At 55.4% G+C, this 13,733-nt stretch carries 11 protein-coding genes; 7 read left to right on the top strand and 4 right to left on the bottom strand.

The features are described 5' to 3' along the window. Nucleotides 1-93: 93 nt before the first annotated feature. Complete coding sequence (gene alaS, locus KF752_17755) at nt 94-2,910, top strand: alanine--tRNA ligase (GenBank protein ID MBX3423407.1); 2,817 nt, start codon at nt 94-96, stop codon at nt 2,908-2,910. Nucleotides 2,911-3,035: 125 nt separating this feature from the next. On the opposite strand, the gene KF752_17750 is transcribed toward alaS, so the two are convergent. Next, on the bottom strand, nt 3,036-3,380 hold the full coding sequence (locus KF752_17750) for a hypothetical protein (protein MBX3423406.1): 345 nt from the start codon (nt 3,378-3,380) through the stop codon (nt 3,036-3,038). Between the two features lie 190 nt (nt 3,381-3,570). Between KF752_17750 and KF752_17745 the strand changes: the two genes are divergently transcribed. Continuing rightward, on the top strand, nt 3,571-4,578 hold the full coding sequence (locus KF752_17745; protein ID MBX3423405.1) for a PEP-CTERM sorting domain-containing protein: 1,008 nt from the start codon (nt 3,571-3,573) through the stop codon (nt 4,576-4,578). 224 nt (nt 4,579-4,802) lie between these two features. Here the strand turns inward: KF752_17745 and dapB are convergent, their stop codons facing one another. The 3 genes from dapB to KF752_17730 form a co-directional block, all read right to left on the bottom strand. Further along, nucleotides 4,803-5,561 carry a 4-hydroxy-tetrahydrodipicolinate reductase gene (gene dapB, locus KF752_17740; protein ID MBX3423404.1) on the bottom strand — a complete coding sequence of 253 codons (759 nt, stop codon included), beginning with the start codon at nt 5,559-5,561 and terminating at the stop codon, nt 4,803-4,805. 54 nt (nt 5,562-5,615) lie between these two features. Next, nucleotides 5,616-7,052, bottom strand: a complete 1,437-nt coding sequence (thrC, locus tag KF752_17735; protein MBX3423403.1) for a threonine synthase — start codon at nt 7,050-7,052, stop codon at nt 5,616-5,618. Between the two features lie 155 nt (nt 7,053-7,207). Continuing rightward, nucleotides 7,208-7,660, bottom strand: coding sequence for a hypothetical protein (locus tag KF752_17730; protein MBX3423402.1), 453 nt, complete (start codon nt 7,658-7,660; stop codon nt 7,208-7,210). Here KF752_17730 and KF752_17725 point away from each other — a divergent pair. The 5 genes from KF752_17725 (at nt 7,644) to KF752_17705 (ending at nt 13,589) form a co-directional block, all read left to right on the top strand. Beyond that, nucleotides 7,644-8,021, top strand: a complete 378-nt coding sequence (locus KF752_17725; GenBank protein MBX3423401.1) for a TraR/DksA C4-type zinc finger protein — start codon at nt 7,644-7,646, stop codon at nt 8,019-8,021. The genes KF752_17730 and KF752_17725 overlap by 17 nt on opposite strands. Nucleotides 8,022-8,053: 32 nt before the next feature. Beyond that, the gene (locus KF752_17720) at nt 8,054-8,599 is read left to right on the top strand and encodes a signal peptidase II (GenBank protein ID MBX3423400.1); all 546 of its coding nucleotides are present in this window, start codon (nt 8,054-8,056) and stop codon (nt 8,597-8,599) included. Nucleotides 8,600-8,661: 62 nt separating this feature from the next. Then, complete coding sequence (locus tag KF752_17715; GenBank protein MBX3423399.1) at nt 8,662-9,462, top strand: inositol monophosphatase family protein; 801 nt, start codon at nt 8,662-8,664, stop codon at nt 9,460-9,462. 234 nt (nt 9,463-9,696) lie between these two features. After that, entirely contained in the window at nt 9,697-12,111 is a 2,415-nt protein-coding gene (locus KF752_17710) for a PSD1 domain-containing protein (protein MBX3423398.1), read from the top strand. 2 nt (nt 12,112-12,113) lie between these two features. Next, the gene (locus KF752_17705; GenBank protein MBX3423397.1) at nt 12,114-13,589 is read left to right on the top strand and encodes a DUF1501 domain-containing protein; all 1,476 of its coding nucleotides are present in this window, start codon (nt 12,114-12,116) and stop codon (nt 13,587-13,589) included. Nucleotides 13,590-13,733 lie beyond the last annotated feature (144 nt).

The following is a 13,733-nucleotide window of genomic DNA, read 5'->3' as shown; positions in this document are numbered from 1 at the left end:
ATTGGGTCACCTCAATTGCCCGGTAAAATTGCAGCGGCTCATTGCATCACCGAACATATGGCTGGGGTACACTTCTTCTTTTAGTGGCAGAATATGAAAACCGACGAACTACGTGAAAAATATTTGGAATTCTTCGTGCAGCAGGGGCACTCCAGGCAGCCCAGTGATGTGCTGGTGCCCACTTGGGATCCATCTGTTCTGTTTACACCTGCGGGCATGAACCAATTCAAAGATCACTTTTTGGGCAAGGTCAAGCTGGACTTTACGCGCGCCACTACATGCCAGAAATGCTTGCGTACCGGCGACATCGACAATGTTGGTCGCACCGCCTATCACCACACTTTTTTCGAGATGCTGGGCAATTTTAGTTTTGGTGATTATTTCAAGGCCGAAGCCATCCTGTGGGCCTGGCAATTCTTAACCGACAAGAAGTGGCTGGGCATCGATCCTGCGCGCCTCACCGTCACGGTTTACAAGGATGATGATGAAGCCGCTGGGATTTGGCATGAAAAGATCGGACTACCAGCTAGTCGCATTTCTCGCATGGACGAAGATGAAAATTTCTGGCCCGCCAGCGCCCCCAGCCAAGGCCCCGACGGGGTATGCGGGCCATGCAGCGAAATCTACTACCAATTGGATAATGGCAAGGACGTTGAGATTTGGAACTTGGTGTTCACGCAGTTCAATCGCGTGGGTGAGCCCCCCAACAATTTGCGGCCACTGCCCAGCAAGAATATTGACACCGGTATGGGACTTGAGCGAACGGCCAGCGTTATGCAGAACGTACCCACCAATTTTCATATCGACATATTGTTTCCCATCGTCAAGGCGGCAGCCGAAGTTTGCTCGCGATCCTATGTTTACGACAGCGAAGATGGCCGACGGCTACGGCGAATCACTGACCATATCCGCGCCTGTGTATTTTCCGTTCATGAGAATATTCTGCCGGGTCCCAAGAAGGCGCGGTACGTTATCAAGCGGCTATTGCGACGGGCTGTATTGGACGGCCATCAGATGGGCATGCGCCAGCCTTTTCTGTATCAATTGGTTCCCGCCGTCGCCCAAGCAATGGGCGGCGCGTATCCGGAACTGAAGACTACCGTTCAGCGAGTGGCCGAAGTGATTCGCAAAGAGGAAGGGGACTTTTTCTCCACGATTGATGCCGGATTGGATCGGATCGCCAAAGTGTTTTCTCACATGGAACAATCGCGAATGTTGATGGTCGATGGCGACGAAGCAGCCACGCTCTATCAAACCTACGGCGTTCCGCCCGAACTGTTTCAAACAATGGCTGCCGATCGCAGTTTTACATTCGATTGGAGCGGATTTCGCCAGGCCATGAAGAAGCACGAAGAAATCAGCGGCGGTGGCCAACGCGAACTATTTCAAACCGGTCCTTTGGAAACGCTCAAGGCAGCTTTGCATCGCACGGAATTCGTGGGCTACGAAACTAATTCCAGCCCGGTGGTCGTTCAAGGCATCATCGTGGGAGACGGAGCTGACGAGCGGTTGGCTAGCCAGATTGATGCCAGCCAGTGCACAGACCAGCGCTTGCAAGTAGTCGTTGATCGCACTCCGTTCTACGCGGAAGGCGGTGGACAGGTGGGCGACCGGGGGCGCCTCCAGGCCGATGGCGTCGAGTTCTTAGTGACAGACACACAGCGCTCTGGCGAGTTGATTGTTCACTTGGGCCGCTTAACAAAGGGTCGGCTGTCGACGGGTCAGCAGTTGTCAGCTCAGGTTGACGACGCGCGGCGCAGCGGTATTCAACGCGCACACTCGGCGACGCACATTTTGCATCACGCTCTACAGTCGGTGTTAGGCGGGCACGCTCAGCAACAGGGCAGCAAGGTCGATGACGATTGGCTGCGATTCGACTTTACTAATCTGGTTGCACTGACCGATCAGCAAGTACAACAGATTGAATCGATAGTGACCGATCGCGTGCGCGCTGCCGAGCCGATTTCATGGAAGACGGTGCCGCTGACCGAAGCCCGTCAAGCGGGAGCCATGATGCTGTTCGGTGAAAAATATCCCGATCCGGTACGGATGGTCTCGATGGGCGATTTTTCTAAGGAACTATGCGGCGGTACGCATTTGCAGAATACTCAACAGGTGCAGAATTTTGAGGTCATGAGCGAGGAAGGCATCGCGGCCGGCACGCGGCGCATCGAAGCGTTGACCGGCGAGAAAGCCGCAGCTCGTCGTTCAGAGGTTCAGCAAGTCCTACAGCGCATCGCCGATGAATTGAGCTGCGCTACAGGTGATGTGGTGGAAGCCATCAAGTGCTTGTCGCTCAACGTCCGCGGGCTAAAAAAGCAGTTGGACGGGGGTGCCGAATGCCAACTACAATCGCTTTCCAGCTCGGCCGGATCGGCCAGTGACTACCCGCAGCAGCGCAGGCTACTGCGCGATGCATCGCGAATGCTCAATGTCGCCTCCGACAAACTACTGGCCCGCGTGCAATCCCTCAGGGCCGATCAACAGAAACTGCAATCACAGATTGCCGAGTTGGCCAGCGAAGGCGAATTGTCGGTAGCCAGTCTGTTGGACAGAGGCCAGATGGTTGGTGACACGCTAGTTTTAGTTACTGAGACGGTCGGAGCCAATCCAAATTTGATGCGCCGTTGGATCGACCAGATTCGCACGCAGAGCGCCCAACCGGCTGCCGTCTTGCTGGCCGCCAAATCGGGTGATGACAAAGTGATGCTAGTCGCGGGATTGAGCAAATCGCTGGTCGGCAAAGGCGTGAGCGCCAACGACTGGATTGGACAGGTCGCACCGATTGTTGGCGGTGGGGGTGGTGGCAAGCCAGACTTTGCGCAAGCTGGCGGCAAACAACCTGACAAACTACCTCAAGCCCTCGAAGCCGCACGGCAAGCCATCGGTAAGTTGTTAAAGGGCATCTGAGGACCGCAGATTGCCATCCCATGGAAGTGGGCATACCTCTTGGTAAGACCTGACATGACGCTTGGTCAGCGTGCCGCTGATACCAACACCGCAGGCTAGTCCTGCCCGGTTGGTTGGTTTCTGAGCTACAGGTTCAGCGGATAGTCCTGAATCGTTGTGTCGCGATGGCGTTGCAGGAACCGCAGCCGGTCGTAACCTCGGGTGATCAACTGAGACCGCTGCGAGTCGAACTGGCGATCCAATAGTCGGCGATCGAACTGGCCCGACACTTCGACCGGCGGCTTGAATTCTGGCGAGTCGATGAACTGAGCCAAGTGAGGATTGCAGCGGAGGTGTATGTCGCGTGTTCGATTGAGCTGGTCAGCAGAAATCCAGCCAACGATATACTGCAAATATAAGGAGCTATCGACAAGCCGTTTGACCTCTTGGCCACACACCGCACACAGATAACCTTCATCGCATCGGGCCACGTTTAAAGTCTCCGGCATCGCTAGTGAAACAGCTAGTCTGGGGGGAAAGATTGACTCGACTTTTCTGGTGGGGTATTTTGCCGCACGGCGAGCGTGGTGTCGCCGCAGTGTACTTGGCTACGACTCGATTTTAACGGATGGCAATTAACTGACAAACACACATTCCAGCTAACAGAATCGGGGGACGACGATGTTGATGAGCGCAGTGAATCGTTTCTGGCTTTTGGTCCTGTCTGTTTCCTTCGTCCATTCTACCTCGATCAGCTTAAACGCTGGCTTGGTGTACGTCGACCAGTTGTATGGTTATTCGGTCACCACGTACCAGTATACGATGGGCACCACTAGTTCTGGATCGGTTCCCTTGCTGGCAGATGTTTATCAGCCCGTGGATATTGGCTTGGGTGCCATCCCCGTGAATCGTCCTGCCATCGTGCTCCAGGATGGTGGCGCTTGGTCATCGGCCAGACGTACTGCAGGTCGGGTCACCGATCCTGCCCGCTATTTTGCTCAGCGTGGTTACACCGTAGTTATTACAGACTATCGGCAGGGTGCACCAGCAGCAGACCACAGTAATGCGACTGTGGGTAATACCATCTTTGGTACGCAGCCCTACGCGGGTTTGACGGTTCCGTTCCTCTATAGTATTTTTCCGGGGCTGAAGGCCGTACGAGCTGGAATTGAGGACTTTGCAGTTGCGATCGACTGGACTCGCACCAACGCCGCCATGCTTGGAATCGATCCCGACCGAATTGCTGCCGGTGGCGGATCTGCCGGAGCGATTAATCTATTGATGCTGCAGTACAACAATAACCCGATCAACTCGCGCTATGCGGCTCAAGCGGTGATCTCACTAGTGGGTTCCACCTACGGTAACTACAACAAGATTCAGGCTGGCGGCCCTCCGGTTTTCTTACTGAACAATACGGCCGACTTAGTGGTGCCTTGGGAACCGCAAATGCTTAACCGGTTCCTGGCTGTCGGCATCGACACGGAAATGTGGTACCAGCCTACCGATGCTACCTATCACAACGTTGAGTGGGATCTCGATCTTGGGGGACTCAATTTGCGGGAGCGCCTCCGTGACTTCTTAGCACGCACGGTGGCTACGCCTTATATGGTACCGGAGCCCTCTAGTTTCGCGCTGCTACTGTGTGCCATGACTGGCTTGGGATATCGGCATCGTCGCCGAGCGCTGTAGGGTTTGTCTTGCAAAATGCAGATATGTAACGCTAGTACATTTCCAACGCTAGCCAGGCTGTGGTGGGCCGGCGTGGGGCCAGGCACTTTTCAACCATAACTGCTCGCCAGCAAACAATGACTGTGGGGCGAGAGGACCAAGTTACCCTGGCCGCGCTTGGCCCACCCTGCGAAGCCACGAAGTCCGGCGCGCGGTACCTGAAAGTCCCAGTTCCCAGTGGGCAGCTAATGCGGTGGCAAACCGAGAACATCGAACATCGAGTACAACCCTGGTGGTTTGCCAACTAGAAACTTAGCAGCTGCCAGTGCGCCTTGAGCGTAACAATCGCGATTGGACGCAGCCACACGCAGCTCGATCGTTTCTCCTAACATGCCAAAGATAATCGTATGCTGCCCGGGATCGTCACCAGTGCGAATTGCGTGATATCCAATTTCGTTGCGAGTGCGTGGGCCACACTGTCCTTCGCGGCCGTGTACGTGGCTGGTCAAACCCATGGCGTTGGCGATCAGCTCACCGAATTTCAAGGCGGTGCCGCTGGGCGAGTCTTCCTTGAAACGATGGTGGCGTTCCAGAATTTCCACGTCGGGTTGTTGGGCTTTGAGCGCCGTGGCTGCCTGCTGAGCCAGACGCATGGTTAAATTCACCGCCAGGGACATATTCGGGGCCCAGCAGATTGGGATGAAATTAGAAGCGGCTCGAATGACGTCCACTTGATGCGGCTCTAACCCGGTTGTGGCTGCAACCAGGGCGATGGATCGTTCTTGACAAAGCTGGACAGCCTGCAAACAGGCGGCGGGAACCGAAAAGTCAATGGCGACATCGGCTCGGTCAGGCCACTGTTCGGTCAGCGTCAAGCCGATGGTGCCCACTCCAGCCGCCTGACCGGCATCGGAACCTATCAAAGGGTTCTTGGATGAGTCGACGGCGCCCACAATCTGCAATTGAGAATCTGCATGCCCCAGTGCGATCAAGCGCCTTCCCATCCGCCCGGCAGCGCCATGGATTACAAGCTGAATGCTCACCGATGATAACTCCTGTCAACTGTACAAGTGAATGGCTCGGATGATCGCATCCAGTTCGTTGGGCACGGCCACCGCCCGATTTGCGAACGAGGCACGGGCCACTCCACGGCTGCCCAACACTTCGTTGAATTTATCTTGGTCCGTCGTATGATAGGCCACGGTCGCAGTTGGATCTTTGAGCTGATGGCCAGTCAAAATACAAACCACGCGCTCTGAGGGGGCAATAACGCCCTCCTCTCTCAGCAGCTTTGCCCCAGCCACGCTGGCGGCGCTGGCCGGTTCACAGCCGATTCCGCCCGCACCAACTTGTGCTTTGGCGTCCAGCATTTCCTGGTCGCTGACCTTACGAACCACGCCATCACAAAAATCCAGGGCTCGCAGGCACTTCTTCAAGTTTACGGGGCGATTGATCTCAATGGCACTGGCGATTGTGTCCGCTTTGCAATTGCGACTATCCAGTTCTTGGTAGTAATCGCTGACGATGCGCTGATCGGGTTGTCCGTTATTCCAGCGCAGACCACGACGCTCGTACAATTGATACAGCGTATCGGCACCGGCGGCGTTGATGACGGCCAATCGAGGCACGCGGTCGATCAATCCCAACTCATGTAACTCTTTAAAAGCCTTGCCAAATGCGCTTGAGTTACCCAAGTTGCCCCCGGGAACCACGATCCAGTCGGGTACTTGCCAGCGCAACGCTTCGAGCACGCGGAACATGATGGTCTTTTGACCTTCCAGCCGGAACGGATTGACACTGTTAACCAGATAGATGCCGAGGTCTTTGGAGACTTCGCGTACGCGCACCATGGCGTCGTCAAAATCTCCAGCGATTTGTACAGTTAAGGCACCGTATTCCAGCGCTTGAGATAACTTACCGTAGGCGATTTTGCCACTGCCCACGAAAATCACCGCCTTCATCAGGTTCGTGACCGAACTGTACATCGCCAGCGAAGCACTGGTGTTGCCAGTCGAAGCGCAGGCGGCGCGGCGAGCGCCAGTCAGATGAGCATGTGTAAATGCGGCGCACATGCCGTTGTCTTTGAACGAGCCGCTGGGGTTCATGCCCTCATACTGTAGGTACAGATTACCTTCGGACTGCCCAACGTAGCTGGCCACACGATCGGCACGCTGTAGCAGTGTTTGACCTTCACCCACCGTCACTAAGAAATTGGTGGGTGCAAATGGCAGCAGTTCATGGAATCTCCAAACGCCGCTGAACCGAACCGGATCATGGCGCTGCGACCACATCTTCTCAAAATCGCGCAGTTGCTTGGGAACTGCGATCTGCGACCAATCGTACTCAATGTCAAGTAGGTCACCGCAATGGTCGCAAGCTGTCCGGGTCTGGCTGATGTCAAAGGTCGCTCGACAGCCAGAATTAATACAGCGTTGGCAGGCCACCCCACTAGTGAGTGGGCTGCTGCGACTAGTGGCCACGGATGGGTCGGCCATTGAAATACCCCAAAATTACGGTTTTCCAGGTGTCCAGGGCAGTAAATATCGTTGAAGTTGTGGTTATATCCTAGCAAGACCCTATCATGCTATTGCCCAACTACCTAAAGTAGGAAATTCTTAGATTCACTCAACGATGCCCCTCCAGAGAACAGTCAGATACACCCCAAACGGGCAGGGAGTTCATTGATGGCCAAAAAGCCGACAAAAGTCAAGAAGCCGACCGCTAAAGGTGGCTCCAAAAGCAAGTCACAATCCGCCAATGGGTCACTGACTTCGAAGTTGAAGGGTTCTTCCAAGGCCAAGTCCATCGGCAAGGCGAAGACTACCGCAAAACGTGCTACCGTAGTGTCTAAATCGGCGGTTAAGGCGTCAAAATCTAAGGTGAGCAACAAGAGTTCTAATGGCAAGGCAGCCGCTAGCAAGACCAGACGCGCGGCAAGTGGAAAGGCAGCGCAAAAAGTTGTAGCTTCCAAAGGCAAGTTTGCCAGTAAGGCCGGTAGGACGGCCAAGACACCGGCAAAGGTCATCTCGAAGAAGCTGAGCGGTAAAACGGCAGGCCATTCGACTGGTTCCAGAGGCGCGAAGTCGGTGGCGGCCCCAGCCAAAAAAGACTATTCCCAATTCAAGACGATTTTGCTAGAGAAGCGTCGCCGGTTGTACGGCGATGTGGCCATGATGTCTCAGGAGGCACTGGGGTCCGACGACGCGGCGGTGGACAATCACGCTCCCATCCATCCAGCTGAAGTTGGCTCGCACAGCTTTGAACAGGAATTCACCTTGGGGTTGCTGTCGCGGGATGGTGACAAAATTCGGCTGGTTGACATGGCCCTTGAGAAAATAGCAGAGGGCACGTACGGACTATGCGACGAATGCGGGGCCAGGATACCCAAAGGTCGTCTGGAGATGTTGCCGGAGTCGATCTTCTGCGTGAAGTGTGCCGGCCGGCTTGAGAGTTCAGGATATTGAAACACCGCCCAACGGAGACAGGAGTTCCAAGCATGCGATGGTGTTTTTTTGCGGCAATCGCTGTCGCAGGAGCGATCAGCGATTTGTGGACGAAACAGCGAATCTTCGAGTGGTTGGGTTTGCCTGGCGAGAGTCCGCCCTATTGGCTGCTTGAGCCGTATGCCGGGTTGGAGACTACGGTCAATCCGGGCGCGTTGTTTGGTATGGGGGCCGGCTGGGGTTCGGTGTTCGCCCTGATGGCCTGTCTGGCTTGCGTCGTAATTCTGGTTTGGATGGTGAAGTATCGGGCCATTGAGAGTTGGTGGCTAACCGTTTCGCTGGCGATGGTGCTCGGCGGGATCGTTGGTAATCTGCATGATCGGCTGGGACTGTGGAATCCACCCCTGGATCGGCCCGAATGGGCCAGCGGTGTCCGGGATTGGATACTTCTGCGATATGGCGAGTTCACCTGGCCAAATTTCAACATCGCCGACAGCCTATTGGTCTGTGGAGCCATTTTATTGGCCGTGCACTCATTCCTGTATGCGCCAAGCGGCGATGCCAAGATTCGAAGTAATGGCAGGCTCGGCAGTTCATGAACCGAGCAACTTTCGAGTGAATCGTCTGACCTAGAGGCTCACCGGTGTCGATCAACCAGACAATCAAGACCTTTCGTGATGGGCGACTTGCAGCCGCCATCGAGTTAACGCGGCTGGCCGGCAGAGCGACGCTCGAACATTTCGGGCGTCCCATTGATGTTGACCGCAAAGACGATAACTCACCTGTCACCATCGCTGATCGCGGAGCCGAACAGCTCATTCGCCAGCACTTGTCGCAGCGTTTTCCCAACGATGCCATCTTAGGCGAAGAGTTTGGCATGCAGGCCGGTAGCTCCGATTACCAATGGATTGTCGATCCCATTGATGGAACCAAGAGCTTTATCACGGGAGTGCCGCTGTATTCGACGCTGCTGGCTGTACAGCACCGAGGACAAACCGTCATGGGCGTGATTTTCATTCCAGCTTTAGATGAGCTGGTATTCGCAGCGGATGGCCATGGCGCTTGGCATTGCTTGGCTGGCAAACCACCCGCACGTTGTCAGGTATCACAGCGCACGTTGGACAAAGGCGCATTTTTGATGTCCCAAGCCGACCTCTTTGCGCGGCAAAATGCACTGGCAGCTTATCAAGCTCTTGAACGAGAAGCCTATGTGACGCGCACTTGGGGAGACGGCTACGGGTATCTGTTAGTGGCAACTGGACGCGCTGAACTGATGGTTGATCCGATCGCCAATCCATGGGATCTGGCTGCTCCACAAATCATCATCGACCAAGCCGGTGGTCGCTTTACCGATTGGCAAGGAAACGCTACCGCCTTTGGTGGCAACGGCATCGGTAGTAACGCCATCGTCCACCAACGCGCCCTGGACTGCTGCCGATCGCTGATTTCCAATTCAGAGTGAAAATTTGGCAACGCCTGCGCTAGTATCTTCAAGGTATCATCAGAATCAAATTGGCGATTGACGCGCGGGCACCCTAACATCCCAGGATTCTGACATTTTGCGAGATTCAAACATTATTGGCTGGTGGGTAGGCTTTCAACAACCGGCCTAACTACCGGCCCAGACAACGCTACCGGCATTCGTGGTATACTCAACAGCTGGGCTGTAAGCGTGATTCGACTCGGCAGAGTTTTCATGAGAGCAAGTTGGGTAGCCGTCGTAGGGGCGGCGGGACTGTGGTTGACGGCATCTAGCTGCGTTGCCGATGATTCGGCGACTGTAGACTTTCATCGCCACGTTCGACCGCTGCTGTCGGATCGCTGTTTCCAGTGTCATGGACCGGATGCTGCTACGCGACAAGCCGATTTGAGACTCGACGATCCAACTTCCCTGGCGCGAGTCGTCGCGCCCGGCAAGCCGCAGGAGAGCGAGCTGTTGCGGCGAGTGCTCAGCCATGATGCCTCGACCGTCATGCCTCCGCCAGAAATCAACAAGCCACTGAGCAGATCAGAAGTCGATCGGCTGAGGGCTTGGATTCAGAATGGTGCCGCCTGGTCAGGGCATTGGGCTTATCAAGTTCCTCAACGCTGGCCCATTCCCGAGGCAGGCCCGTCGCGCTGGTCGACCAATTGGATCGATGCCTTCATCGGTGCAAAATTGAGCGATTACGGTTTGTCACCCGCGCCGGTGGCCGAGGCGGTCACGCTGCTGCGACGGTTGACGTTTGATTTGACGGGTCTGCCGCCAACTCAGCAGCAACTAGAACAGTGGCAGGCCCCCCCGTTGGATCCGTTGACCTATGAAACAGCCGTAGACGAACTGCTTTTCAGTCCGGGTTTTGGCGAGCGACTGGCTATCTATTGGTTGGATTTAGTCCGCTATGCGGATTCGGTCGGCTACCACGGCGACCAAGAGCACAACATCTCCGCCTATCGCGACTGGGTGATTGGCGCTTTTAACGATGGTTTGACGTTTGACGAGATGACTCGCCACCAATTGGCTGGCGATCTGCTGCCCAACCCAACGCTAGAGCAGCGCATTGCCACTGGTTATAACCGGGTACTTCAAACCACACACGAAGGCGGATTACAACCAGGCGAATATCGCGCCATCTACGCAGCGGATCGCGTACGCAATCTGTCGGCGGTCTGGCTGGGTGCCACGGTAGGTTGTGCGCAGTGTCACGACCACAAGTTTGACCCATATACCATGCACGATTTCTATTCGCTGGCGGCCTTCTTCGCTGATATTGACGATGAAAAACACTTCACGGCTGGCTCAAATGAATCGCCAACTCGACGCGACCCCGAAATCGAATTGCCTACCGTGTGGCAACGGCAACGAGGAGCGGAACTCGCCCATGAACTGCAGCGTTTGCAAGATGAATTGAACATCGCAGACCCGCAGCAGCGCAAGGCAACGCAGGCACAAATCAAGCATACAGAGAAACTCATCAGCGAATTGAATAGACAAGTCCGCAGCTCGATGATTACCCAGGCGTTGGCTGAGCCACGAGTAACGCGCGTCCTGCCGCGTGGCAACTGGATGGACGAAAGTGGTCCAATCGTCGAGCCGAGCTTTCCGAAGTTTCTTTCGACGCCCAGACCATTAGGCTCTGAACAGTTACCAAGGCTGACACGATTGGATTTAGCCAATTGGCTGGTGGATTCTGAGGACGGAATTGGACTGTTGACAGCGCGCGTCCTGGTCAATCGCATCTGGCATTTGTTGTTTGGACAAGGTCTGGCCTCGGATCTGGGCGACCTTGGTGGTCAGGGGCAGCCGCCATCGCATCCAGAGTTGTTAGATAATTTGGCGCATGACTTGGTGGACCACCACTGGGATGTTCGCAGCACGATTCGTCTGATCGTGACTAGTCAGACTTATCGTCAAGCATCTTCAGCAGATCAACAGTCCTTGGAGCGTGACCTAGGGAATCGCTGGCTGGCGCGACAGTCTGCCTTTCGATTGCCGGCTGAGATGATTCGCGATAACGCGCTGGCCGTTAGCGGCCTACTGGTCAACCAGTTTGGCGGTCCAAGTTCGCGTCCCTACCAACCAGAAGGTTACTATCGTCACCTGAATTTTCCGCAACGCGAATATCAGGCTGATTCAACTGAGAATCAGTGGCGTCGAGGTGTGTACATGCACTGGCAGCGACAATTCCTCCATCCCATGTTGCGGGCGTTGGATGCCACTGGTCGTGAAGAGTGTACGGCCCTGCGCCAACAGTCCAACACACCACTGGCGGCGCTGACGCTGTTGAACGATCCAACGTTCGTCGAAGCGGCTCGCGGGTTGGCCGAGCGAGGCTGGCTTGCCGTCTCGAATACAAACTTTTCCGATGCGGACCATGCCAACGCTCAACGATTGAAGTGGTTGTTCCGAACCGTCACGAACCGTGAAATCAGCCAGCCGGAGCTGGCAGAACTCACGTTGCTGCTAGATACAAGTCGTAATTACTTTCAGGATCAACCTGAACAGGCAACAGCGTTGTTGGGCGTAGGCATTCACCCGCGGTGGACCGATTGTGTTGCTGATGAACTGGCTGCGTGGACCCAGGTATGTCGAGCGCTGCTGAACCTGTCTGAGCTGAACATGAGACTCTGACTATGAAAAAGCGCGAATCATGTTGGACAGCAGCTGGACATGCTGCAGTCCAAATTGCACTGGGACAGCAACTTCGGCGCCGAGCTTTCTTGCAATCTGCCGGCCTTGGCGTTGGATTGGCCGCGCTGAGCAGCCTACAGATCGAACAGGCACACGGGAGCGAGAACATCTCTGCAACTGCAGGGCTACCGGATCTGCCACATCATCTACCCCGAGCCAAACGCGTGCTGTTTTTGTACATGTCTGGCGGGCCATCGCAGTTGGAAACCTTCGATTACAAACCTGAGCTGAATCGGCTGGACGGCCGCCCCATGCCGGAATCGTTCACTGCGGGACAGCCGCTGGCGCAATTACAAGGTCAAGACCTGAAGATCCAAGGACATTTGACTCGGTTTCAACAGTATGGTGCCAGCGGACAGTGGGTCAGCGATTATCTTCCCCATCAGGCTTCGATCGTTGACGAACTGTGCATTATCCGCTCGATGGTCACCGAGCAGATTAATCATGACCCTGCGCATGCGTTTATGAACACGGGAACAGCGCTCAGTGGCCGGCCGTCGATGGGAGCCTGGATTGCGTACGGACTTGGTAGCCTGTCCCGCGACCTGCCCAGTTTCGTCGTCATGACCAGTGTGGGCGGTCGCAATCCACAGCCCATTGCATCGCGGCAATGGTCGTCTGGTTTTTTGCCTGCCCAGTATCAAGGTGTGGAATTTAATTCTGTGGGCGCGCCGGTCCACTATCTCAGCAATCCTCCGGGCATCGGCCTGCAACAACAGCGTGAACTGGTGGACTCGATTTCTCGATTGGACCAATTACGTCATGCCAGCCCATTGGGCGGCGATATTGAAGCTCGAATCGCCGCTTATGAGATGGCGTTTCAAATGCAAACGTCGGTGCCTGCGCTGGTGGATATGAGCGGCGAGAGCCAGCAGACACTCGACGCCTACGGGGCTACGCCCGGCGACGGCTCGTATGCCTCGAACTGCCTATTGGCTCGACGACTCTTGGAACGTGACGTGCGCTTTGTTCAGTTGTACCATCGCGGTTGGGATCATCACGGTGACTTGCAAAAATACATGGAAGTCTGCGGACGTCTAACCGACCAGCCGACGACAGCGCTGTTATTGGACCTGAAACAACGTGGACTCTTGGAGGATACCTTAGTCATCTGGGGTGGTGAATTTGGTCGCACACCGATGTTCCAAGGCAAAGGCGGTCCCGGGCGTGATCATCATATCAAGGGGTTTACGATGTGGCTGGCCGGTGGTGGTATTCGCCCTGGCACGTCCTTTGGCGCCACCGATGAATTGGGATACAACGCTGTCCAGCAGATCGTTCACGTTCGCGACCTTCACGCCACCATGCTGTATTTGCTGGGAATCGACGATCGACGATTTTCGGTCCGCCATCAAGGACTGGACATGCGACTGACCGGCGTGGAACCTGCGCGCGTTCTGCACGAATTGATCCGTTGAGTGACGAACCATTCAATTGCCAAGTCTCTACGTGACCTAGCCTTTCAGCAGCGCCGCGCTGAATCATTCATGCTCAAATGGAAACACTGGCCGCCGTCTATTTTGAAAACTTAGAGCAGACCTCAAGTAGTTGTAGCGGCTGTA

The sequence above is a fragment of the Pirellulaceae bacterium genome (genome assembly GCA_019636385.1).
GTDB lineage: Bacteria > Planctomycetota > Planctomycetia > Pirellulales > Pirellulaceae > Aureliella.
This window is presented reverse-complemented; position numbering and strand designations above follow the sequence as displayed.

Bases quoted from the DNA above. Each gene is read 5' to 3' on its own strand.
- alaS (MBX3423407.1), top strand. From the start codon at position 94: ATGAAAACCGACGAACTACGTGAAAAATATTTGGAATTCTTCGTGCAG.
- KF752_17745 (MBX3423405.1), top strand. From the start codon at position 3,571: ATGTTGATGAGCGCAGTGAATCGTTTCTGGCTTTTGGTCCTGTCTGTT.
- dapB (MBX3423404.1), bottom strand. From the start codon at position 5,561: ATGGGAAGGCGCTTGATCGCACTGGGGCATGCAGATTCTCAATTGCAG.
- thrC (MBX3423403.1), bottom strand. From the start codon at position 7,052: ATGGCCGACCCATCCGTGGCCACTAGTCGCAGCAGCCCACTCACTAGT.
- KF752_17720 (MBX3423400.1), top strand. From the start codon at position 8,054: ATGCGATGGTGTTTTTTTGCGGCAATCGCTGTCGCAGGAGCGATCAGC.
- KF752_17710 (MBX3423398.1), top strand. From the start codon at position 9,697: ATGAGAGCAAGTTGGGTAGCCGTCGTAGGGGCGGCGGGACTGTGGTTG.
- KF752_17705 (MBX3423397.1), top strand. From the start codon at position 12,114: ATGAAAAAGCGCGAATCATGTTGGACAGCAGCTGGACATGCTGCAGTC.